14 protein-coding genes and 7 pseudogenes are annotated in these 24357 nt (G+C 57.9%); 5 read left to right on the forward strand and 16 right to left on the reverse strand.

What is annotated here, in order from left to right:
- Positions 1-191: 191 nt before the first annotated feature.
- Both FGA82_RS21305 and FGA82_RS21310 read right to left on the reverse strand, forming a co-directional pair.
- Positions 192-1274, reverse strand: a complete 1083-nt coding sequence (locus FGA82_RS21305; protein ID WP_141128620.1) for a phage tail sheath family protein — start codon at positions 1272-1274, stop codon at positions 192-194.
- Positions 1275-1301: 27 nt separating this feature from the next.
- Positions 1302-1751 carry a phage tail protein gene (locus FGA82_RS21310; RefSeq protein WP_141128621.1) on the reverse strand — a complete coding sequence of 150 codons (450 nt, stop codon included), beginning with the start codon at positions 1749-1751 and terminating at the stop codon, positions 1302-1304.
- A gap of 335 nt (positions 1752-2086) precedes the next feature.
- On the opposite strand from FGA82_RS21310, the gene FGA82_RS21315 reads away from it, so the two are divergent.
- Both FGA82_RS21315 and FGA82_RS21320 read left to right on the forward strand, forming a co-directional pair.
- On the forward strand, positions 2087-4252 hold the full coding sequence (locus tag FGA82_RS21315; protein WP_141128622.1) for an ATP-binding protein: 2166 nt from the start codon (positions 2087-2089) through the stop codon (positions 4250-4252).
- 10 nt (positions 4253-4262) lie between these two features.
- A complete protein-coding gene (locus tag FGA82_RS21320) occupies positions 4263-4829 on the forward strand; it encodes a Pvc16 family protein (RefSeq protein WP_141128623.1) in 567 nt (188 codons plus the stop codon).
- Between the two features lie 600 nt (positions 4830-5429).
- Here FGA82_RS21320 and FGA82_RS21325 read toward each other — a convergent pair.
- The 6 genes and pseudogenes from FGA82_RS21325 to FGA82_RS21350 all read right to left on the reverse strand — a co-directional run.
- Positions 5430-5780: pseudogene (locus tag FGA82_RS21325) on the reverse strand (IS30 family transposase); the annotation flags it as partial.
- Positions 5781-5785: 5 nt separating this feature from the next.
- A complete protein-coding gene (locus tag FGA82_RS21330; RefSeq protein WP_141128624.1) occupies positions 5786-5995 on the reverse strand; it encodes a TraR/DksA family transcriptional regulator in 210 nt (69 codons plus the stop codon).
- Positions 5995-6448: pseudogene (locus tag FGA82_RS21335) on the reverse strand (phage protein). Before FGA82_RS21335 ends, FGA82_RS21330 begins: the two are co-directional and overlap by 1 nt.
- 6 nt (positions 6449-6454) lie before the next feature.
- Positions 6455-7565: pseudogene (locus FGA82_RS21340) on the reverse strand (DUF2586 domain-containing protein).
- Between the two features lie 11 nt (positions 7566-7576).
- A pseudogene (locus FGA82_RS21345) lies at positions 7577-8259 on the reverse strand (phage virion morphogenesis protein).
- Positions 8246-8410: pseudogene (locus tag FGA82_RS21350) on the reverse strand (phage tail protein); the annotation flags it as partial. The pseudogenes FGA82_RS21345 and FGA82_RS21350, both read right to left, overlap by 14 nt.
- On the opposite strand from FGA82_RS21350, the pseudogene FGA82_RS21355 reads away from it, so the two are divergent.
- From FGA82_RS21355 to FGA82_RS21365, 3 genes and pseudogenes are all read left to right on the forward strand, one after another.
- Positions 8410-8762, forward strand: a pseudogene (locus FGA82_RS21355) (bifunctional DNA primase/helicase); the annotation flags it as partial. The pseudogenes FGA82_RS21350 and FGA82_RS21355 sit on opposite strands and share 1 nt — an antisense overlap.
- A 256-nt stretch (positions 8763-9018) precedes the next feature.
- A complete protein-coding gene (locus FGA82_RS21360; RefSeq protein WP_141128625.1) occupies positions 9019-9282 on the forward strand; it encodes a CopG family ribbon-helix-helix protein in 264 nt (87 codons plus the stop codon).
- A complete protein-coding gene (locus tag FGA82_RS21365) occupies positions 9245-9535 on the forward strand; it encodes a type II toxin-antitoxin system RelE/ParE family toxin (RefSeq protein WP_141128626.1) in 291 nt (96 codons plus the stop codon). The genes FGA82_RS21360 and FGA82_RS21365 overlap by 38 nt, the downstream gene beginning before the upstream one ends.
- A gap of 382 nt (positions 9536-9917) precedes the next feature.
- On the opposite strand, the pseudogene FGA82_RS32500 reads toward FGA82_RS21365, so the two are convergent.
- From FGA82_RS32500 to FGA82_RS32165, 8 genes and pseudogenes are all read right to left on the reverse strand, one after another.
- A pseudogene (locus FGA82_RS32500) lies at positions 9918-10137 on the reverse strand (hypothetical protein).
- 810 nt (positions 10138-10947) lie between these two features.
- A complete protein-coding gene (locus tag FGA82_RS21375) occupies positions 10948-11886 on the reverse strand; it encodes an RHS repeat-associated core domain-containing protein (RefSeq protein ID WP_141128627.1) in 939 nt (312 codons plus the stop codon).
- 126 nt (positions 11887-12012) lie between these two features.
- Entirely contained in the window at positions 12013-16230 is a 4218-nt protein-coding gene (locus tag FGA82_RS21380; RefSeq protein ID WP_141128628.1) for a hypothetical protein, read from the reverse strand.
- Positions 16231-17048: 818 nt separating this feature from the next.
- Positions 17049-19166 (reverse strand): biotin/lipoyl-binding protein, encoded by a 2118-nt coding sequence (locus FGA82_RS21385; protein ID WP_141128629.1) that lies wholly within the window; start codon positions 19164-19166, stop codon positions 17049-17051.
- A gap of 1 nt (position 19167) precedes the next feature.
- The gene (locus FGA82_RS21390) at positions 19168-20502 is read right to left on the reverse strand and encodes an efflux RND transporter periplasmic adaptor subunit (RefSeq protein ID WP_141128630.1); all 1335 of its coding nucleotides are present in this window, start codon (positions 20500-20502) and stop codon (positions 19168-19170) included.
- Positions 20486-21415, reverse strand: a complete 930-nt coding sequence (locus tag FGA82_RS21395; protein WP_171057325.1) for an efflux RND transporter periplasmic adaptor subunit — start codon at positions 21413-21415, stop codon at positions 20486-20488. The genes FGA82_RS21390 and FGA82_RS21395 overlap by 17 nt, the downstream gene beginning before the upstream one ends.
- A 142-nt stretch (positions 21416-21557) precedes the next feature.
- Positions 21558-23075 carry a TolC family protein gene (locus FGA82_RS21400; RefSeq protein WP_212760548.1) on the reverse strand — a complete coding sequence of 506 codons (1518 nt, stop codon included), beginning with the start codon at positions 23073-23075 and terminating at the stop codon, positions 21558-21560.
- Between the two features lie 14 nt (positions 23076-23089).
- Positions 23090-24357, reverse strand: a 1268-nt coding sequence (locus FGA82_RS32165) for an Ig-like domain-containing protein (protein WP_171057326.1), incomplete at its 5' end; no start/stop codon positions are given.

Below are 24357 nucleotides of genomic sequence, written 5' to 3' on the forward strand. Positions count from 1 at the left end.
GGAGTGAGCGCAGTGGCGCACAAAGTGAGCATCGAGATTGTCATGAAGCCTGAAGTACCCCCTGCCCCATCAACACGGAGTGTCTTCAATGCCCCATGACAACATCGTCGACGGGTCCGGACGCACTGATCAATATCCGTTCGCTAGAACTCAATACTATGCAATGCGTGTACGCGAAATGACCTCTGTTATCAGGAGGTCGCGCCCACTTCCTGAGAGAAGCTCAGTACAATAAACTCAGCAGGACGAACGGCAGCCATACCGATTTTGACAATCATTTTGCCTTGCTTGATATCGTCATCGGTCATTGTGACGTCCTTGCCGATCTGCACGTAAAAGGCTTCTTTTTCGGTATTACCCATGAGCCCGCCTTGTTGCCACAATTTGCGCAGATAGTTTTCAATGGCCGCCCGTACCCGTTCCCAGGTCGGCTGGCTGTTAGGTTCAAAGACGGAGAACGCCATGGCCTTCTTGATGTCTTTTTCGGCACTGTTGAACAGGCGACGAACCGGTACATAACGCCAGTCATCGGAGTCCTGTAGGGTGCGCGCGCCCCAGATCAAGACGCCCGAGTCGGTGAACTGACGGATCATGTTGACCGCCATGCCCTTGTTGTATTGACCCTGTTCAAAATCGCTGACCTTGAACTTTGGCGTCACGCCGCCAAACAGAGGCACGTTGGCCGGTGCCTTCCACACACCGCGGTCACGGTCCACCGAGCAATAGGCCCCGGCGACCGCCGCGCTTGGCGGAATGTCGGTGTACACGGTGCCACCGTTGGTATCGGTGGTGCTGGCCCAGTTGGCCTTCAGCCACGGGTAATACACAGCCGCATTGGGGGTCTTGCCGTACGCGGATACATAGGTGTCATCGAGCTCGTTGGCCGGACCGTCGACAATGGCAAACATGGATTTTCCGGTACCGCACAGCGTGGTCACCGCGGCGCTGATGTCTTCGCCCGCTGCCACCAGCAAGGTGATGTCATCGTATTTGGGCACATCGCGCACTAGGTTCTCGACCTGCGCGACGTAGCAATAACCGCCACCATTCTCAAAGTAGGTCTTCAGGGCTACGTGCAGAGTGTTGGTCGGGTCGAAGGTGCCGACCTTGGTCGTAAAATCCAGCCAAGATACGATTTGGCGAGTGGTGTTGAAGTTTTTGTCAGTGTCTTTCACCGCAAACACTGGAATGGCCGTGGCGCCAGAAGAAATGGACAGCGAGAGACTTGCCATCTCTTCGACGTATACGCCAGGGTACGTGGTATCAGTCGTCATAAGCGTTCCTTAAAAAAACCAGATAAATTAGTGAAACTTAGTCGTGACGGCATCTGCCAGCAGACTCAGTTCTTCAATGGCTACTTCATTGCTGCTGGCATCAAAGTTGGGTGATGACAATTTGGTCGGGAACGCATTGCTAATGTTCCAGGTCACCAGCAGTTCGCTGCCCGACGCGTTGGTCAAACTGACCGAGATGTCTTTCTTTTCCACCTGATTCAAGGAAATCGAGCTGATCCAGTCATACAGCTGGCTTTTTCCGACGACCATGCCGCGGCGCAGCGTGATATTGACGGCCGCCCCCTGGCCAGGCATGCGAAATACACCGCCGGTGCCGTCTTTGTATTCAATGGTTTCATAGGAAACTTCCAGTCCCGACACGGCACTGAATGCCATTTCCTGATCACCGACCGCCACGCGATACCGGTAGGTCGGAATGGGGTAGGTCGTGGCGATCTGATCTACTGTAGTAGCCATTAAGTGTTCCTTTACTTGGTTAGTTTGTTGTAGTTGCGGCGCCGTCAACCCGTGAAATAATGACTCGCGGCCTGCCAGCGATTTAACGCAGAAGTAACGATGTGCGCACCGATTATCTTTTCCCATAAAAGCGGCGGTGCAATTGAACTGTACTCACAACATTTAAAAGCTTCAATGACACGTACTTTTTCAGACTTCGCATCGTTCGCCATCAACGTCAGCACGCCTAGTTATCACGAGCAAGTCCTATTGCCTACGCACCATCAACTGAGGTGTCAACTCAAGTATGAATTCATACTGGCGCTGCCAATAGCCACTTGAGAGTCTTTATAATTATGAGCCGTAATAATCTTGCCCAGCTGCTCGTGCATGACGGGCCACCGCGCTGTAGGGCGACGGACGCCTGCACAGAACACATTAATTGTTTTCAGGGAGACAGAATGGATTCGACAGACTTGGCGTTAGAACTCGAAATGAGTGCCAGTGACAACTACTTGTACACAGTGGAACATCTCAAGCGCGTTGATAAAACGCTGCAATTGCATCTTCACCGGCTCAACTTGAAGCATTCGGAACCCGCGCCGGATGACAGCCTCGCTCAAGTCCCCGCCTGGCTTGAGGAGCGACTCGATAGCAAGAATGTCACAGAGGGCGCAGAGACCCATCAAGGGTCTCGCCTGGGGCAATTGGTCAAGCAGTTTTGTTTGAGTAACACCGAGCGAGACCTTCTGCTGCTCGCCCTGCTCCCGCATTTTGATTCACAGTATTGCTGGCAGTTTTCCAATGCCCAACGTAACCACGAACTGCGTTTCCCCAGCTTCAGTTTTTTAGTGAGCCTGCTCGCCTCGGCGCCCCTGGAAAAACTGAAGTACGAAGCCCTTCTTCTACCCGACGCCCCGTTGCGAAAGCATGATTTGATTCATGTGGAAGCGCTTAAACCCCATGACCCGAGCGTGACCCAGGTCAAGGTTGACGTCTCCCTCTACCACTTTTTAATTGGCCACGACTACCTGCCCCCCCTGCTCGACACCTGCGCTCATTGGGCCAGCCCTCTGGAACCGGCCAGTGAACGCTTGCACGCCTTTAACCGGCAGTTGAGTCGCGCGCTGGTCCGCCCGCCGTACACAGCGGCGGCGCGCGTCACGCTCAAGGGCGCCTTTGGCAGTGATCGCGAGCACGCTGTCGGCGCGGCCGCCGGCATGCTGGATCTGCCGTGCCTGGTGCTGAACCTGGAGATGCTGGCCGGTAATGACGACGATGCTTTGCATACGATCTCACTGGCCTTGCGAGAGGTTCAGCTCAGGGACGCGTGCCTGCTGCTGCGAGGTCTGGCTCCCTTCAGTGCCTCGCGCAAGCGCCTGCATTATCTACTGGGGCAACACGCCAGGCCCTGCCCGCAACCGATCGTCATCCTGCAGGACAACGCGCAGCCGGCAGCGCGCCTGGGTGAGGCGGCGCACATCACCTTGCAGATGCCGGACATCACCCCGCGCGAGTGCCTGAATGTACTCAGCACCTACCTTGACCCCGAATCGGTGGATGAACAGGTGGACCTGCAGGCCTTGTCCCACCGCTTCTGCCTGCCTCCCTCCAGACTGGTGCAGGCGCTGGAGGAGGCGCAGCTCTATCGTCGGCAACGCGATCCCGAAGCGCGCTTGAGTCAGCGCGACCTAGTCACCGCCTTCAAGCATAACTCTCAGCAAAATTTCGGTGACCTGGCCCTGCGCCTTCAACCTGAGCGCACGTTGGCGGACCTGATGGTGTCTGAGGCCTTGCAGCAACAGCTGAACGAGGTACTGATCGCGATCCGCCATCGGGACTATGCGCTGGAACAAGGGTTTGGTCAGAAACTCAATTACGGACTGGGCGTCAGTACGCTGCTGCACGGCCCTTCCGGTGCCGGCAAGACCATGGCCGCCGAGGTACTGGCTTCGGCGTTGAACGTCGATTTGATCAAGGTCGACCTGTCCACGGTGGTGAACAAATACGTGGGTGAAACCGAAAAGCACCTGGCCAAAATATTTGATCTGGCGGCCAGGGACAGTGGCGTGCTGTTCTTCGATGAGGCCGACGCCTTGTTTGGCAAGCGCAGTGAGACCAAGGATGCTCAGGACCGCTACGCCAACATTGAGGTGTCCTATTTGCTGCAGCGCCTGGAGAACCATCCGGGGCTGGTCATTTTGTCCACCAACAACCTGTCGCACGTGGACAGTGCGTTCACCCGGCGCCTGACCTTCATCATCAAGTTCCAGCTTCCCGACGCCGAAACCCGCGCCCGCATGTGGCAGTCCATCTGGCCGGAAAAGATCCGCCTGGCCAAGGATGTCGATTTCAATCATTTCGCGCGCATTGCCGAGGTGTCCGGCGCAAACATCCGCAACGTGGCCTTGCTCGCCACCTGGCTGGCCAATGAAGAAGCGGCGCACGAAATCAGCACCCACCATATTCGCCATGCCTTGCAGCGTGAAATGACCAAAACCGGGCAAGTCGCCTTCCAATGAGGAACACACGATGATCATTCCATCCGACACCACTATTATCGAACTCAATCAGCACATTGAAAGCGCCATCAGGACCTATGTCCCCGAGGGCATTGAGCTGGACTTTAATATTCCTACGGCAGATGAGACGCCCACGACACCGACCGTCAACATCTTTCTGTACAGCCTTCAGGAGGATCTGGCCTTGCGTTCATCGGGGGCACGTCATTATTCGCCCAGCACCGGCACTCTGGACGCCCCTTCGGTCAATGTTCGATGCGACTATTTGATCACCTACTGGGACAGCAACAAGAGCAGCCACGTCACCGCGGCCAATAGCCAGTCGATGCGTGTCATGAACTGTGTGTTGAATGCACTGATCAACAATCGTGAAATCAGTGGCATGCCCGGGGCGTACACCCGCGTGATATCCCCCTCGGAACTGCATGGCTTGAGCATTTTCTGGCAGGCACTGGGCAACAAGCCCAGACTGTGCCTGAACTATTCCGCCACGGTGCCGGTTAAACTCACCAGCCTCAACGAACAACTGCCTGCGGTGCAGACGATGGACAGCACGTTCGACAACCTCAAGCAGTAGTGCGCGCCTTGTCCCTGTCAACTCCGTGATGGGCCTGTTCCCCGATGGCCGCGCCTGCATCCGTTTCGCGCGTCCATGGCCCGCGGCTGGGGGCTTGGCTGGCCCTGTCATCTTTAGCCTGTTTCGAGGTAGGTCGCCGGCAAACTGGGTGAGTCATCAATAACGCGTTGGATCAAGTTGCGACCAGTTCGACCCGCCCTCACCCGGCATGGGTAAAACCTAGGGCACCTGCGGATGTTCCTTGTGTTTTTTAACGCGCCATGACCGTCACGCCCTACCGGCTGCGGCGCTTCACGCAAACGCGTTGAACATCAACGGCCAACCCGAACCTGGGGAAATGCCGGCATACCACAGTCTTTCCCTGCCAAAGACCGCCAAACGAAAATTTCTGATTTCAGATCCAAGCTATGGCCTTTGCCATTTTTTAAATAAAGTAAAGTTACTCTTCCACTCACCTCCCCCAAGACTTGATTATACCCCTATTCGACTCCCTTCAAGCAGCGTCGCTTTCAAATGAAGTGAAGACGACCATGCAGACAAGTAGCACGAAAGGGACGGCGATTAATGACCCGGCGGTTGCAGGAGCTGAGTGCAACACTATTATTGAATTGAAGCAGGAGCCTCATGTTGCAAGCCCATGAGCTGAGTGAATACCTCGATCGGACACAGCCAGTGAAATCGCTTGCGTGGTCGGATGTTCAGCAAATACGCAAACTTATCCAGCTCCTCTTGGCTGTGCTTGGACAGATCGGTTCTCTTCGGCTAGAACTGGCGGACAATGCCGTTGGTGTTCTCGTTGGTCCCGCGTTGCCAGGGGCTGTGCGGGTCAGCAAAGTAAACAGCAATCCCCGTCTCCTGCGTGACTTCGGCGCGCCTGGCCATTTCCTTGCCCTGGTCATACGTCATGCTTTTACGAGCTGCCAGCGGCATGCCATTGAGCGCCGCGCTAAACCTCATCAGCGTTTACTCTGCTCAAAGCCCGTCTGATACGGGACACACCGCGTTTTACCGCCCAGTGCCTGGCGCGCCGGCGGGATCTCGTTGTCGCAGTCCTGGCAATGGGTCAGGCTTGGCCCGACCGGCACAGGCGTCAGCAACTGGGCTTTGATTGCCTGGTCACGTTGGCGCTGCTCCAGCTCCTGGGCGCGGTCGAACCAATCCACCATTAGTGGATCCCCTCGATCTCGGTAGCGTCGAGGTACGGAACGCCGTTGATGTGAATGAAGTCAGGACTGGTGACGTCAAACGGCACCTTGTGTTTGGTTTTCTCGCCACCTTTCGGGTCGATCGACAACAGGCTGGAGATCTTCACCTTGCAGCCGAAGGCTTCCACGCGCAGTTCCTCGTCTTCGCCGGCCTTGGCGAAGAACACAGCGTCAAATGGCTTGAGCTTGCGGAAGCTGCCCGCCGATCGCGCCGCGTCGATCAGCAACTGAAAGTTGGAGCTGTCCAATTCCAGTTCGCCGGCAGCGGCCACGTCGCCCTCCACGTATCCGTCAGGCACGCCCCGGGTTTGGGCCACAGCCGAGTTGTCAGTAACGTCCAAGGTGCAGCTTTCGACGTGCAGCGACAGATCGCCCAGGCTTCACGTCGAAGTTCTTGCCGCCAATTTTTGCCATGGGGCGTTACTCCGTTTTGTCGGTGGAAAGATCCAGGGCAATGTTCGCCGTGAGGTCTTTCGGGCAGTTGAGAGGTTTGAGCTTGATGAAGGCCGCGACCTTGGTTTTGCTCTGCCATTCCAGCACTAGGTCGCCATCCTTTGGCGGCTCGATGTCACCAGGAAACACCTCGCCGGCGAACTTGATGGACTTGGCCATGGCACGCAGCGGCGCCATTAGTTGGTTGGTGTTCACCGCCATGCTGTTGGGGGTGCTGTTCAAGCGGCGATCGGCGACACGGCGGATCAGCAGCGGGCGAATCAGGCGCGCGGCCTTGTCGGTAATGCGCAGGTATTCCACGACCTGAAAGTCACTACCTGGGGTGTCCAGCATGTTGCAGTCACCCCAGTACACACCTGGATAGTCCGGGTAGGTCTGAGTGACGGAGAAACGCGCCCGATCCAGTTCGCTGCGCACAGCGGACGGCAGCGGTATCAACTCCATATCGATAGGCACGTCGCCAAGCCCCAACACCGGACCGGTGGCAACACGCATCGGACTATCAGCGATGCTGACTGCCGAATTGGCCAAGCGGCAAGCCAGCACGCCCAGGTCATTACCGTGCAGTTGCGGCAGCGGTGAAACGCGCGGCGCTGCCAGACCCGCTACCAACGCTTTTTGCTCGCTCAGGTACTGTGCCCAAGGTCGACGGCAATGTCGGCGGTGCTTGCCAGAAAGAAAACACGACGGCCGTAGGTGTTGTTCAGCGCAACGGCGGCGTCATGCATGGCCGTCAGTTCGTCAGCCTTCACCACGGGCTTGGTGATAACCACCGCTTCTACTGAAACGCCCTGTGCTGGGTTTTCTGCAGCGCGGTGGCCCAGTCACCTTCTGGGCCGATCGGGGCCGCGATGCAGGCCCAACGTTGGCCACCGTTCTGGCGTGCGGCTGTAACTTACGTTTTAAGGTCGCTCGCTGGAATGCCAAGCGCGGCGTCCAGGTCGCTGTCGGTGTTCAGCGGGATGAACTGACCGACGTTTTTGGCCGCAGGGCCGATGAAAAGAAAGTAACGCTCAACCTCTGTCACGGCACCCTGGCCTAGATTGAGATTGTCGACGGTGACTTGACCGAGTGCCATGCAGTGCCTCGTTAGCGGGGTGAAGTTAGGATTTGTTGCAACACCTGGTTAATCAGGAGATTGGTTTCGCGTTCAGTTTCGGCGCCGATGAACTGGCGTTTCGGTAAGGTGATTTCCCAGCTTTGCGCGCCGGTGCTTTCGCTGCGCTGGTCGTTGAGGATCCGGATCAACAGGCCGGCTTTGGCGTAATTAACATGCTCCTGAATCCACGCCACAGACGGCCGGGTCAGCGTCTTTTTGCCTGCTTGGCGCACACGGAAGTCCAACGGCGCAAGCGCTTGGCTTGCTTGTCGGTTGCTGCCAAACCCGGTGGAGTCTTGTTCCATCGGCGCATCTGTTGGGCGGTGCGGCGCTCACTGACGCCGTTGTGCTGCTGCGCGGCGACCCATCGGGTCAGGGCGTTTTTCCAGCCCAATTCCGCTTCATCAGAGGACACCCGGGTGACCACCATCAACTTGGCCAGGCCGGCTTCCATCTTCTTTTTTCCCTTGCTGTCGCCCTTGCGTGGAGCGAAGGGCGTGCCGTCCAGGTTCTTCTGCTCACGTACTCGCTTGCGGCTCATCGTCCGCACGCGTTTGGTGACCTGGTTCAGCAAGCGGCGGCGTAATTGCGGCGGCAGGCTCAGCAACGCCCATTGTTCGCGTACGCTCAAGCGACCGCGAATGTCGAGTTCGAACATGCTACGCCCGGCCATCGGTGGCCACCTCGCCGCGCTCTGCAATCCACAGATCAAATGGGACAAACGCCCAGGTCTTACCGAAGGCTGCGATCTCGCCCGCAGGGTCTTCGGCCAGATACTGCGGCTCGACAAATTCAAGCGTGATTTCCACGTCGAACAGATCGCTACATCCGCGTGGAACGGATCAGCAAGAACCACCACTCTCGCTGCTGGATGGACTGCGCCTGGTGCTGAAATTGAGTGATCCGCAAGTCGCCGCCACGCAACGGCAAATCGTCCGTATGGCGATCGAGCGCCAGGCCTTGATCAGTTCCGACCACCCGGCCGTCGCTGAATTCTGGGAGGTCTACGACTACCTCGAATCCTTGAGTGAGGACCCTGTGGTCGACCACAGCAGTGACCCGGCCGTGATCGCCATTAACCTCAACGAATTCTGCGAGCGCGCCGCCGAACACAAACAGAAGCCGGCCGACGTGGCCACGTTGCGCGACCTGCTCAAAGCGCGATCGGTGCGTCAAACCAGATTACCGGGTCTGGCAGTCCTGTTTAGGTCAGCTTGGTTTCCGTGCCATCCAAAAAAGGCCCCCACATCTGGCTCAGATGTGGGGGCCGATTGAACATAGGCTGGAATTACAGGAGCCCAATTCGGAGCACCAATTCAATGACGGCTTCGGATTTGTATTCGGCTTTGTTGACATAGTTATTGTTTGGCTATAGTGTTGACACAGATATCAACTGAATACATTGTATACAAATCGTTTTGGAGTGTTTATCATGGTCTCGCCTGTCCTGTCCTTTCGTGTGGAATCTGAGTTGATCAATCAGCTCGATCAACTCGCCGAAGCAACCGATCGGGATCGCCAATACCATCTCAAGCGTGCGTTAGCACGTTACGTTGAGTCCGAGTCTTGGCATTTTCGAGCCATAGCTGAAGGTATTGCGGATGCAGAGGCAGGCAACCTAGTCGACTTGGATGCCGTTAAGGCTAAGTGGGTGGCCCGTGCCGAAAATCGCATTAACAAGCAAAGCGGACAGTGATCTCGATGGTATCTACGAACACTACGCGCCGTTTTTAGGTGCTGAATCCTCAGAAGGCGTCGTGTTTCATATCATCGAAGCATTGCAGATGCTTGAGACCTTTCCTCAAATGGGCAAGGCTTCAGATATTCCCGATTGCCGCGAGCTGATCATCTCGAAATACCCCTATCGAGCGATTTACACACTAAAGGGGGCGACGATCAGAATATACCGGGTGCTACATCAGCATGCCGAGCGTCCAGAAGATTGGTGACCAGAGAGCAAGAAAATCGCCGTATAGGCGGTTTCTTGTGTTCGATTAACAGAAGGTTTGTAACCGGAACAAAACCGCCTACCCACGCACAGGCTGACCATACAGCCCCTTCCCATCTTAGATATAGCGGCCTAATACGTAACAGGCCACCGGCGCCCTCTCCCCTGTGTTCGGTTCCGCCGAGGACACAACGGCGACAATTCGCCAGCCCTCTCGCAGTGCTTCATTGACCTCTGTGACACTGAACAGCTCTTGGACCTCATCCACATCGTATAACTGCATGGTGACTCCTTGTTCCCAAGCTGTTCCAGGTTGGCGCAGCGAGGATGCCTTCTATTCGCTCTGTCTACGCCATCGATCCAGACTTGCCTACCAAGGTGACTCAATAAAATTGCCGTATACGCGTTATCGCATCCGTAATCGCTTTCGCATTACCGTCCAGAGTTTCCATGGCCACGACTGCATTATCTGCAACGGACTTTACGCCATTCTGAAAGCCATTTAGTGACCTCCTCTATCGCCGCCGCCAAGGCATGCTGGTTGTGCAGAAGCAGTGTCAAAGCATCTGCTACGGCAACGTTGGATTGAGCGTCAGATGACATGGAGGTCGTTCTCGGTTTTGAGTTCGAAAAAGCTTAGCTCATCTCTTCGCTGGCGGAGGTCAGTCAACCATTCACTGGCCTCTATGTTGCGCACCAAAATAGCGCTCCAGTCCCATCTCAGTCCCATATGGCCTTTTTTCGGACGCAAAAAACCACAAAACCCCGACTTTCTCTAGGAAAATCATGGTGTTGCGTTTACTGAATGTGGCGGTGAAGGAGAAATTCGAAAGTCAGCAAGACCAACACTAGCGAGCCGATTGGGTGAACCGTTTAATGGCCATCGGCCAATCGAACAACATGCTCGGTCGTCGCTGTGGCTTTGCTCAAGGTATTAAAAACCCACCTAGCAGCCAGCAGCCACGTTAGCAGAGCTCCGGGCCGCACACCTACCCGATGTCCGTTGTGTTGAGGCGCGTTCTTGATCAGTGCGTGGCGAAACGATGACCGCCAGCACAGCCGCATCATGGGCCCACGCCGTGACCCACCCTTGTGTTGGCCCCTGCTAGGAGCCGCCGGGGATACGCTTTTTTACGCGGTTTTCTGACGGCCTTGCCGGGGACATCCCGTTGGCAGGCGTTGCCCCGCACATGAGCTACTTCAGCGTGGCGCATTCGCCACCCAGCGCCATGTCCTCCAACGACCCGCACGCCACTGATGTTGGATCGATCCTTCGCCCGCCCTGTTTCAGGCGGGCGAAGGTCATTTTCCCCGATAGTGCCGCCTACAGCACAAGCCCCCTCACCACAAGGTCATCGCCCCGAGGGTGTACTGCCCCGTTGCCCCGACCTTGCGGGTAAAGGCACCTTGTACCTACCACGGAAGAAACACCGGCGCCCCCGATCGCGCGGCGATCCCCGTACGCGTGGGCGCATAGCTCTGGTAACCGAAAACCCAGGTGTTTCCAGACCGGGCCCCGGCAAAACTGGCAATTTCCCCATAGGTCTCCTCGCGAAGGATATGTCTGGCCGTATGCGAGAGGCGCCAGGTCTGGCTGTCCATCACGTTGGCCGCGACATGCGACACCCTGATCGCTCCCCCCGTGCGGCTTACCGTCACCGCGCACCCCGTGAGTTGCTCGGTGGCCATGAACTGGGTCGAGTTATTGAGCGTGATGCTTTCGATCTTGCCGCTGGTGTACGGCAAATACTGAAAATCGGGGGTGGCATCGGTCGGCGCGCCTCGTTCAAGCACGGTGCGCAGACGTGCACGGGCCACCATCTTCTGCAAGGTCCGGCCCGCCTGGCGGGTGGCGGCGCGGGCCACAGAGCGTGCGATCACCGAAGCGCCGGCCCTGGCCAGGCCAATACCCACGGGCGTCACAAGCGAGCCAATATCAAACCCCAGACCAATCGTATCCAGGTAGTCAGCGTAAGCGGTCTGGCCCTGCTTGCGCCAATAACTGGCACCGATATGAAGTCCGACACCGATCAGCATCGCGGACAAGGAAATAAGGAACGTCACCGGAATATGCCCGGTTGGATCTTTAAGGTTCACCGGATCAAGGTGGCAATATTGGTACCGATTGAGGCCGGCGGCGCCGAATGGGCTCAAGCTGTCGGGCGAGTAAAACGCCCTCATCCGTGGATCGTATAAGCGATAACCGTTGCCCAAATAATAACAGTCACTGACGTGATCCATCAGGTACCCCTTAAAGCCGATGGCGCCTTTGGCCGCCGACAGCGGCGATGACGTCACCGACGTGACGGCTGAGTTGAGGGGCGCAGCGGTGAGCGCCGAATGATGGTTCATGGTATCTCCAGAAGGTCTTGATAATTTTTTTACGAAATGAGTCGGCGGCACGCGTGCTTAAGAACGCGTGCCGCCGTGCCACCGTGTGGCAGATCATGAGTGTCCTAGCCTAGGCATGAGGGGGCGCTAGCTGCGCAGGCTGCGCTCGCCAAAGTCCGTGTAGTCATAGTGCTCGCGACGAAGTTCAACGCCTTGGTCCGAAAAGGTGTGCGCGAACAGCACGGTGCCTGAAGCATCCACGCCAAAAAATTCCAGCTCTTGCGTCGTGGCCTTTTTGATATAGCGTCCCAACAGCACGCCGTTGGCCCAGAGGTAGAAGGTCTGGACTTTGAGGGTGTCGATCAGGGAAATCTCCCCCGTCAGGACACCGTCATCATAGATATAGGTCACGCTCTCGTTCTCAGAGACCACCTGCGCGAGCTGACCTTTCGGGTTGTAGAAGTACTGGTACTTTTTCGTAGAAGGCGTGGGGGTGGCGCTGGTCGAAAACTGGGTGAGCTGATGGGCGGCGTTGTACGTCAGGGTTTCAACGTTGTTGATTTTGGAGACATTGCCGTTGCTGTTGTAGTCATAGCGCAGGCTGCTCAAGGGGCCCCCTGCCCGCGTGGTTTGTGTCACCGTCTGAACCCGATCGCTCTGATAGCCGTAGCTGGTGACGGCGGTCGGTGCCGTGATGGTGTTGAGCCGGAAAAAGCCCTGTGTAGTGTATTGGGTTTCGCTCGAGCTGTTCGCCGGCACGGCAGCTGACGTCCTCAGGCTTTGGTTTTTATACACATAATCCCGGGGCGCTGCCGTACTGGGTGGGTGCGTGGTCTCAGTGCGCGACAGGCGCCCACTGCTGAAATGCTGCGCGCCACACTGCAATACGGTGGTTTGATTGATGGCATAGGTGCGACGCTGTTCAAAGCCAGAATTGGCGTACTCGATATCCAGCGTCATCTCCAGCGCCGGAGTGCGCAGGCGTTCGACGCTCAGCGTGATCAGGCTGATGTTGCCTAATCCGCTTGCTGCGCGGTTGTAGACCAGGGTGACCTTGACGGTGCCAAAGCCCCCCAGTTGATAGTCCTGCTGTTTGACTCGGCCAATAGCGTCATAGTGATACTGCACTGAAGCCAGCTGGTTGTTGTACTCGTGTCTGAACGTCATGCTTTTCAATCGCGAGGAAAAAACCGAATAGGTTTTGGCGGTCGATACGCGCAGAACATTTTGCCCTTGGGTGTAGGTTCTGTCCTCGCCAATCAAGGCCCCAAACACGTTGTGACTGTAGGTATGCGTGCACCACAATTGCCCTGAGGCCGTGCCGGTGCTCGAGTGCAATTGTTTGGTGACCGGATCAAAGACATACGCGTAAGCCGTATCGGCGCCGGTAATGCCGGTACTGCTCGATCTCACCAAGGCCCGGGTCAACGGGTCATAGGAGTTGTCAATGCGGCCCGCGTTCAGGGTAATCGCCGACGGTTCTTCGGCCGTATTAGACTCATACGCATAGCGCTCGGTGACGCTTTGGGTAACGGTGTCGGCCCCTGGGGCCGCTTGCGTGATCATCCGCCCGAACCCGTCAAACGTGCGGGTCGCCACGATGGCCGTGGCGCCATTAAAGGTCCCCTTCACACGCACCGGCATGTCCATGATCGGCAAATGAGTGCTGTATTCATAGGTCGTGACCTCATTGTCGAAGCGACTGCTGGTGACACGATCAAACGCATCCAGCTCAAAATGTCTGAAATGCTGATCAAAGGCGCTCAGGGTCATGACCAGACGCCCCAGGCCATCGTGAATATTTTGTCTCAAGCAGGTCTCGACAGCGTCCGGGCCCAGGGGGAGCAGGACAAACTCATCGATGATCTTTCCGTATTTGTCGTAACGCTCTCGATAGACCTGATCGCTGCTGAGTGAGCATTTGCGAATAGCCGGTGGGGTTTGAGCAAAATCATAGGTGATGTCGTCGGTATCGCGGTTGGGGTGCACCGTTTGCACCCGCTGACCCAGCAGGTATTGGTATTCGGTGATCTCGGTGATCGACGGCCCGTCCTCATCGCCGTCCAGGAAATCATAAGAAACATCGGCCGCAATCAAGGGCGTTGGACCGCTTCGATCATAGATTACCTGGCGGGAAATTTTGGAAAACTCCAGGTTGCCGATCCCGCCTTCAAGCCCCCCCGTCACCGCATACCCCTCATAGAGGGTCAGGCCATTTCGATTGAGAAAATCGTACTTCACCAAGCCGGCACTGTTACGTGTGGTCAGGACGTTTGCCCAGATCGTGTTTTCGGTAGTGTCGGTGTCCGGATTGTCCTTGAACGGGGCTGTCCAGTAGGTGAACTGATAGGTCTGCGTCTCTTCCTGGGGCGTTCCGGAAAAACTGATTTTCTGAGTCAACAACCCTTTGTCGTTATAGGTATTTTGGGTAATGGCCCCAAACGGGGACATCTCCTGATGCACGCGCCCGGAGGAAGGGCTGTAGGTCATACTTCCTCCCGATGCCGTCTGGCTCGGTGGCGTGGCTCGCTCAGGAGCGGCTCCGGCGCGGCGGCGATTATCGGTGCTCGCGAGCGGCTGTACGACGTGCGAGGTGGATACGGTCACGCGGCGCGCATTCAGGGTCCAGCTGTATTGGTTGGTATTGATAAAACCCGGTGAGGTGGTGCAACTGCTGATCAGCACTCCTAGCAACAAGGGGGTGTCCAGGGTGGTCCGGTAGGTATTTTCCCTGATCGTCAGGCCATTGGCTTTTTCTTTCAACAGCAAGGCCATGTAAGGCGAGGTCGACGCCCCGGTGATGGGGTTCGTATGGGGGCGGCCATTGACCTGGGTGTAGGTGTATTCCAGGGTCTTGGTAGTGGCTCGGTGCTCGGCGGACGAATCGGGGGTGATGGTGGTCTTTTTCAGATGGCGGATGAAGAACGGACTGGGCGGACACCCTTGCCGCTCCGTCGAATGACTGGGGTAATAAAGATGGGTTTGTTTAATGCCAGAATCCTGGGTCTCAGAGAGCAGGTTTCCATACAGGTCATATTGGCGAGCCTCGGTCACCGTACGGCTGGACGTGCCTTTGGTATAGCGGGTGCTTTTATGGGTCCACAATGAAAAGTTGGCCGGTTGCCTGTCAATGTTTCCAGACACCAAGGGGTAGGTATAGGTGGTGGTAATCAGCGTTTTCAAGGTTTCCGGTTTGGCCGTCACGACCTCTTCAACCAGCAAATGGAAGCGGTTGTAGGTGCGTTTGATGGTTCTGTCCGAATATTTTTCCCAGCAGCAATAACGATAATCGTCGATGCGCTGTATGCAGTTATCGATCCCGGCCACCGGCGTGCTGCCTGAGGCGTAACCGGTGCCGTTTTTGTCGGCGCTGTAGTCGTATTCAATTTCGGCGATGTCGTAGGTGTTGACCCGGAAGCCGAAAATATTCTGCTCTTGCACACGCTCGGCGACAGGGTACTGTGTCTCCTGGTTGAGTGGACGGGTGCCAAACTGCGCGACCACCTTGTACAGCCCCATCGGCGTGTTGACGCCAGAGAGGACATAGTAGTCAAGCGACGGCGGTTTCTGATACTCAAACGTGATCCAGTGCTCAAAGTCGTTGGGCATACTGACGCGGGAAATATAGTAAATCTGATTGAACGGGGTGGTACTTTCCACGCGACACTTCAAGTCGTACTTGGTAACCGTGGAAACGCCGTCCATCAGCTGGGTGACCGTCACCAACTTGTCGCCCAGGTTGCCGCCGGGAAGGTCCCGGGCGCTCCACTCGATATAATTGCTACTGTCTTCGTTACGAACTTTTTGCAAAGGAATTAGCCCATCGCCGTATTCAAACCACAGACCAGCCCCCGAGGCGGAGTACAGGTGGGTAATGCGACCTTCACTGTTGTAGTATTCAATTCGCCCGTCTTTGTATGAGATTTTGTAACCTAGCGTCAGGCGGGTGTTCGCGGTGTGGTGATAGCGCTCGATTTTTATATTATTGATTTTGTGATAACGCAGGGTGACCGTGTTTTGCGCAACGTTGTAAATCAGTTCATCAACTTCGCCGCTGGCAAAGTAGATCTTGGACAAGGCCGGATGGTCGGCATCGATCACTAGGCGCGGAATATTGAAGCCAAACTCGATCGCGTTTTGCGAAAGTGCACCAGAAATGAGCCGGCTGGTCAGATGAGCGGAGGTTCCCAGAAGCAGCGTCAAGCTGAAGACCGCCGGTTCCTCAAGGCCGCTGACGACCGTGCCCAACACGACGGACGCTTGGAAATTGCCCGTTCGGCTGTCCACCCCCGATGTTAAATGCGAAAGGCTGGTGGCAGCGCCGTATAATTGCGGTCGCGGTGAGATGTGATTCTGACTGCTCATTTAATTCCCTTTTAATCGTTTGCATTCTGTTGCACTTGTTACTGTTCACTGCAACAATAAACATGCCTGAAAGCACCGTTCAAAATATGGCGCACAGCCATATAATAATTGCCTGTCCCAGCGACCCGAGTCGACAGGCAGTCTGAATTCGGACTTCATCGGTTGTTTGCTGTGTTTTTTATCGCGGGGCTGTGTACAGTTCACACGTTGTTGCCTGCCCTCGCCTGTTGTAAGACTTTGCACCCGCCGCAGAGGGCGTCCTTGTTCGCCAGTACATATAAAACGCGAGGAATGGCAACATCTATACATGACGTACGAGATAAGTACCCGGGCACTTGCCCTGCATGACCGCCCCTCCTGCACAACCATGTATTATGAATACATAACCAGTACATGACTGAATGTCGGTTATGCAACTTGGCTTTAATTAAATGACACGCGAGGGATGATTGCATTCAAACGCGAACGCCTGAAGTTTTTAAAGTCCTGCAGACTTGCACGCGCGGCCCTGCCCCCGTCCAGTGCCGAGCTGGTGTACGGACGCAAAGTCCGTTGGCCATCGATGGCGGGCCGCTCTGCCAGCCAAACGGCCGCGTTTTTTTCCAGCGCCTGGACTGACGCCCCGCACTGGGTGGGGGCTGTGATTGAGCAGGACTGCGCAGAGGAGCGCTACCGCCCGGTCAAGTCGTCAACGCGTTGCACGCCACCACTTGATTCCATCCCTCCTGTTCCCCCCCTGTTCAGGTACCCCGCAGGCCCCAGGCGTGCGATACCGTCATCGCATCCACACGCCCTGCTCCTTTATCGTGAATTAGCGGTTACTGAACACTGGTTTCGCGCACCAGGACACGCGCGACCGCACGCCATACCCCATCGACCAGACTCTCCCCATCAACGGGTAAGGAAATACGCCCCAGAATCGGTCGAGGAAGGCCCGGAATTTCTCGTTGTTCGGCGGCCAGACGCAGCACCAGCATCGGTTTTTCCGGCATAAGGTCGTGGTCGGCCGACGGCTTGACGGCGATCGGCCCACCAAACTTCGAAGCCAGCATCGGTTGGTCCAGGCTGGACACTGCCACCCCCCCGACTTCATCCAAGCGAACAGGCCATGAAGGCATTGTGGCGTCGTCCGGTACAAATCGACCCACGACTCCGGTGTGCAGGCGCCATCCGCTATCTTCCGGTGCGTAGGCGCGCACGTCGTAATCCTGCGGGGTAATGATGTGAAGCAAGGGCGCCTGGCCCCCGGTCCAGACACCCGGTCCCAGGCTGGTGGGTTGGTCAACGACCTGACCATCGATCGTGGCGCGTGGCGCGAGCGCCGCTTGGCGCCGCATCAGTCCCTCCAAGCGATCACGCTCAGCCAGCAGATTACTTTTGAGCACCGTCAGACTGGCTCTGTCCTTTTCATCGGCCACGCCACGCGCAATCTGGCGCTCCAACTGAGCGATGCGAATCTGACTCTGGTGCTCTTCCAGATCCAGGGCTGGTGAGGACAGTTGCACCAGCAATTGCCCTTTCTTCACCCAATCACCGTTGCGCACCAGTACCCGTGTGACGACGGCCGGCTCGCCGGTCACCACGACCTGATTGCCTATCGGTGCGAGGATGGCCGGCACGTTCATGAAACGGTCAAGCGGCAAAAAGGACACCACCACCGTGACAATCACCCCACCCAGGAGCATTCGGGTGCGCCGGTTGGCAAGAATAGCCCGGCGTCGCAGGCTCCATTCCTTGAGCTCACTGAGCAATGGACGAATGAGAAACACAATAACCTCCACAATGAAAAGCGCAATTCCCAGCGCTTTGAAAAACGTGTGATACACCACCAAGGCGATGCCGATGTAGAGCACGGTGCGGTAGATCAGCGTCACCACACCGTAGCCAATCATGAAATGCAGGGTGTGACGGGGCAGGGACTCTGGGGGGGACTCGCCCAATGCAAATAACCCTTCGCGCAGTTTCCAGCGCAACAAGGCAAAGGCCCGGGGTGCCAGGTTGGGGATGCCGACGGCATCCGATAGCAGAAAATAGCCATCGAAACGCATGAAGGGGCTGGCATTGACGAGCAGCGTGGTCGCCAGACTGGTGGTGGCCAGCACAAACGCCACCGTACGCAATGGCCCTTCGGGCAAAAAGGACCAGAGAAACAGGGCCACGGCCGCCACACTGAGCTCGGCCAAGATCCCGGCCGAGTCGATAAGCATGCGCTGGCGACGTGAACGCAAGCGCCAGGCACTGCTGGTGTCCGTGTATAGCACCGGCAGCATCACCAACAGGCTCACGCCCATGGTGGGCACCCGACAACCGAACCGGGTGGCCGTGTACGCATGTCCGGCCTCATGCAGGCACTTCACAACGACCAGGGCGCACATGTAGGCGATCACACCCTGTGTGCTGGCGAGCGAGGCAAGATTATCGACAAAGTGGTCCCACTGCCGGGCCACCAACAGGATGCCGCTCAGGCCCAGGAACGCCAGAATCATCACCCCAGGCGGGGACCAGAGTCGGGAGACCCAAGGTAAGGTGCGCCGCAAGAAATCACCGGGGTGCACGAGCGGGATACGCACAAACAGGTAATGCTCCAGCAACCACTGCCACCAGCTGCGTTGCGCCGCGGCGCGCTGGCGCAGCTTGCTCGCAACGGCCTGGGCACCCGTTTCGTACAACAGTCCCTGAGTCACGGCGAAGCGGTGAAAGGCCTCCAGCGCCGCCGTGGCTTCGTCCCGGCCGACCCCATCGTTCATCAACGCCGCACGAATCAGGTCAGGATCGCGCAATTGCCATAACTGAAGGATGCGTTGCTCCAGCCCCCCCAATTGGAAAAACAGGCTGCGCAAGGGATCTGACAGGATATAGCCTGCCGATCCGTCAATCAGGGGGGCTCCCGGCGTCAGCAGCAGCTCCTGGCGAAGAGGGGGAAGGCGTGAGGTCATGTTACAGCCCTATCGTCTGGCGCAAGCTGGCGATTGGACGGCGCAGCAGCACATAGCCCAGTGGCGCGAGATGACCGCGAACACGGGCGATCCCCCGCGCACCGAGCCGCGGTGTGGCGCCCGGCACGGGCGTCGCATCAATGGCGAACGCCAGGGTGCCTTCTGGCGTCGGGCGGGCCAGGAAGCTGACGTCGACCAGGGTTGCCGACAACGAAGAGAGGGGCTGGGAGTCCAGCCACACGGTAATCGTGCTGCCGGGGTTCAGGTCCATCTGCTCCCGGGCCGGCAGATCAATGCGGTAGCGGACACGACCGGGATCAGCGATTTCCATGATCGGCTGCCCCACTTGTACGGCACGCCCTTGCCACTCACGGCGGTCCGAATACACCGCAAGCCCGGCGCGGGGGGCGGTCAATTGTGCACGGGCGAGCATGTCGGTGGTGTAGGCGTGCTCGGCTTGAGCAAGATCCAGATCGGCTCTGGCGATGCTGATGCCGCGCCCCTCGGTGGCATCGGCAAAGCTGGCAGAGCTCACTTCGTTCAACCGGGCCTGGGCGACCTGCAGCTTTTCTGCCGCAAGACTGGCTTCGTTGCGCAACTTGACGTCGTCGAAACGGACCAGGATCTGGCCGGCCACCACCCTTTCATTGGGCGCGACCGCGATCGAGGTCACGATTCCGCTGAAGGGGGCCGTGAGAATGACCGGCTCTGCCGCCACCACCTCCACCGGTGCCAATACCGACAAGTGCACCGGAAACAACAGCGCCCCGACACAGGCGGCCAGTAGGAGCATCTGGTGAGATTTTTTCAGGGTGGGCAAACGACGCACCGGCCGGTTACCGGTCAAGGCCAGCCATGCATGCGCCACCGTATCGGTGATGCGTTGTGCGCGCAGTTGCTCGTGCGCCGCAAATGGGCGACTGCGAGCAAACAGCAAGCCACAGAACGCGTGCGCGGCTCGGTCTCGCCCGGGCACCCACAGCCAGTGATCAAACGGGTAGTCCTCCAGCGCCGGATCAGGGGGCGCCGACAGCACCTGCATGTCCCCGTCCTCTGGAAGGGCTGCTTGCATGGCTCGAATCAGGGGCGCGCTTTGATCGATCGACACCAGGCTCGAGGCCGCCACAATTCGCCAGCCGTGGCGGGTCATCGAGCGTTTGACCACAAACAGCTGCGCATGGTCGACCAGGTGACAGGTATCGTTGGCCACCAGGTAATGCAGTTCCGGTACGCTGGCCGCTCGACGTACGGCCGCCTCCCAGGTCAACAACTGAGCCAGCAACTCTCCGCCTTCGCGCGCAGGCGAGCGCGCCGTGAAATCATGCACGTTTAGCATGTAAAGGCTCTTCTGTGGGCGTGCGCTGGGCCACGTCGAAGTTGGCTGTACCGCTCATCCCCGGCAGGATTTTGCCGATGGAGGCGATCTCCCCGACGATTCTGAGCGTCTTGGACACAGGGTCCACCGTGGCGCCCAGGCGCGTCACCCGGCCCTCCACCGTGTTGCCAGTCTCCTCGAGGCGAAAATTGAAACGACTGCCCGGCTCAAGCCACACCAGCCAGGCTGACGGTACGATCAGTTCAACTTCGTAGGTGCCGTTGCTCTGGATTTTCATCAGCGGCTGCCCGCTGGCGGCCACATCATGCGGATTGGCCTTGCGCTCGACCACCGAGCCATCGAACGGTGCATCGATTTGGCACTGGGAGGTGGTTGCTCGCAAGGCGGCCGCTTCGGCGGCAGCCTTGTTGACGTTCGCCCGTGAGACGTGCACTTCATTGATCCCAATGGCCTTGTAGTGATCAAGCTCCACGTTGGTGTCGTAAGTCGTCTTGTAAGCCTCAACGGTCGCCTCGGCGGCCCTGAGTTGCGCATACAACTGCGAGCAATCAAAGGCGACCAGTGTCTCGCCCTGCTTGAAGCTCTGCCCTGCTTGCAGTGGCATGAGGGTGATCAGCGCGGTCATGCGCGAGGCCAGAGTCGCCTGATCCTGCGAGCGAACGACGCCCGCCGCCAGCCGCTTCTCAGGCGTAGTGTCCGGCATTATCGGCGGCTCGAGAATCGGGGTATTCGGCGCCGGCACCGACTCGTTGCCGGGCGGGACCTGAGGCGTTGTGGTGGGCGGCGAAAAGGGCGCGGTCGGTGGCGGCGTCAATTCGGGCAGCGGCGTCTTCGTTTCGCTTGCGCCGATGGCCGTCGGCGCAGACGACATCGCCGTGACCTGGTCGCTCAGCGTGGGGACGTTGGCGAGCAAGTCGGACACCCGAGCGCGGGGCCAAACAATGGGCTCTGGATGGGTGTTAATGGCCACTGCCGCAAAAACTGCGCTGGTCCCCAGCATCAGGATGACAGCACTCCACCACCATTTCCTACGCGACGATATAGTCATGTGCGGATCACTCTGTAACCACGGTATTGGCACGCTGCGTCCACCGAACTTTCAGGGCAGCCGCCACTTGAGCAACGCTTTGCACGCTGGTTACCTCGGGGGCGAAACTGTCCATGCCCATCGCGGTAAACAGGTTGGCGTAGGCATTTTGTGCATCGGCATAGGCAAGGTCATAGCGCACCTGAGAAACCAGTGAGTTCATCTGTTCACGCAGCTGGGTCTGTTGGCTGACGGAGCCTGCGCGGTAGCCACCGTCGATTTGCTGCATGATTCGGCTTTGGACAAGGTTGCGCTGAGCGGCCGTTTGCAGCTCGGAGGTGTAGAGCGCGTATCGGGCATTGGCCACATGCACCTGGGTCATGACAGCCATCGCCGTGGCCAGCTCTTTGGCACGCAGCAGGTCCCCTTCAGCGGCCACGGCGTTTTTGGCATCCGGGAGCCGGAAAACATTCATCAGGTTGAACGAGGCTCGTGCCCCATACTGCGTCCAGTGATTGTTGTAGAGGTAGTTGTTGCCGTCATAGTTGACGCCGATAAACCCCTTCAGATTCGGGAACACGGAAAGAATCTGGGCATTGAGTTCGCGCTCGTTTATCCGCTGTTGGTAGCCGAGCTGACGCAATTCAGGTCGATTGCGAAGCGCAGTGGCCATCTCGGCATCCAACGCCATCCTGACCGTCGGCAACGCCTCCTCGCGGGGCGGCACCACCAGTTGGTACTGGGCCCCCGGATTGAGGTTCATCAACGCGGCCAACTGGGCCTTGGCGATCTGCAGTTCGCGTGTAAGGGACTTGACGTTACCCTCGATATCCAGCAGCTCGCGCTGGTAAGTCAACGCGACCAGGGGCGGGGTGTGGCGACGATCCGCCAGCTTTTCACTATTGGCCAAGGTGGTTTGGATGGAGAACTGCAACTCGCCCAGTTGGGCCAGCAGCCGCTGCGCAGACACGGCTCGCCAGTAAGCCGTACGCACATCCTCGATGACCCGGTTGGAGACCCGACGACGCTCCTCCTGGGCGATGAGCACCGCATCGGCTTTTTGATGCGCGCGGATATAACTCAAACCAAAGTCCAGAATGTCCCAGCTTAACGTCAGATCACTGGTGATCCCGTTGCGCTCGGTCGAGGTTGAGGGCTCCAGTGATTGCTTACGGGTCAGCAGCGAAAGCGAGGAGGCACCTGCATCGTTGGATCGTCCGTAGTAGCCGGCGTTGGCAACCAGCTGGGGAAGCATGTCAAAGGTCGACAGCTTAAGCTCACGCTCCTTGTGGACTTGGTTGAGCTGCTCCACCTTGTAATCAAGGTTGTATTTGAGAGCCCGCGCCATGGCCTCGTAAAGACTGATCGGACCCGAGACGGGTTCCTGTTGCGCCGTGACGGCCACACGATTCTGCTCGCTACGCGTCTGCAACTCCTTGTCCGTCATTGGCTGCGGGGTGATCGCGCAGGAAGACAGGGTCGTTATCAACGCCGCAGCCATGGCCACGGAGTGCGATACATGCCGGTACTTACTGATGCTGCCCATAAAGTCGTATCCCATTAAAAGATCTGCATGAGTTGCTGGACTTCCGCACTTTTCTTCATCGCCGGGGTGATGATGGTGGCGTCCAGTGGAAGGGCTGGACTTCGGCGCTGAGGCTCTCCGTCATTTGGCGCAGGGCGTCGCTCGATTTCGATTTCACCGGTGCTCGTCTGAATCACCACAGGCGTTGAGGTGCGCGTGCCATCGGCGTGTTTGACGTCGATGATCAGATGGAGCTCGTCCTGGCCTGCAATACGATCAATGATGGCCAACCCACGGGGGTCTACATGCAACCAAGAGACGTTGTCAGCCCCATTCACGGGGCGAATGGCAACCTGCTCGATAGGTGCCCACGCCTCCCCTTCCAGGTCGCGAATCACGACATAGATCGTGTTGTTGCGAACGATGGACTCGATCATCAGGCCCAGGCTTTGATCACCCACCATCGAGACGCCGGAGAAGCTGCGCATCGACAGATCCCGGCCTTGTGCACCGAAGAACAGGTTCCCGTTGCTGATCAACGGGTGCAGAGACTCAAGGTGACTCACTTCTCCCTGAATCGGAGCCGCCTCCTCCAGGTCACTGCCCTGTAACCATTGCATGGCATTGACGGCAGCCAGTACCGGCGAATCCACATTCAATCGCGCCGTATTGTTCAGCGAAGCCAGATCTTCGATCACGTCATTGAGCGATTGCGAGGTCGACTGCACGTTGAGCTGCAGTGCGCGCGGCGTACCCTCTGCCAAGCTCTGCTGATCCAGGCCTGCCCCCCCGAGGGCGAGCAACTGACCAATGTTCGCGACCGAGGTGTTGTCCAGCGCGATGTTGAAGGTGACGGTATGGGCACTCGGGTCGGTGTCTACCCCGCCCAGGGCAGTTCCCCCGTCATCGCGCACCTGGAAGGTAAAGGCGCCAAGGCCATTACCGCTGCGACCCGAGGCTGAGGTAAAGACCAGTTGCCCCAGATCCGCCACGGCAATGACTTGTCCTGCCACCACAGCCACGCCGTTCAGGGCCAGCGTACCGTCGCTGGCTGCCGGCAGGCTGGCGATCACCACCGCGCTGAAGGCATTGGCCGGGGTGTCATTCGGATCCGTGAAGCCGAAGTCGGCCGCGCTAAACGTGTACTTCCCTCCCTCGGTGAAACTGACGGTCTTGTCCGTACCCGCGGGCGCATCGTTCACCGAGGTGATGTTGAAGGCAAAGGTATTGGCACTTGGGTCGGTATCCACCCCACCATTGGCCACGCCGCCGTCATCGCGCACTTGGAAGGTGAAGGCCCCCA

This window comes from Pseudomonas fluorescens, assembly GCF_005938625.1.
Classification (GTDB): Bacteria; Pseudomonadota; Gammaproteobacteria; order Pseudomonadales; family Pseudomonadaceae; genus Aquipseudomonas; species Aquipseudomonas fluorescens_BD.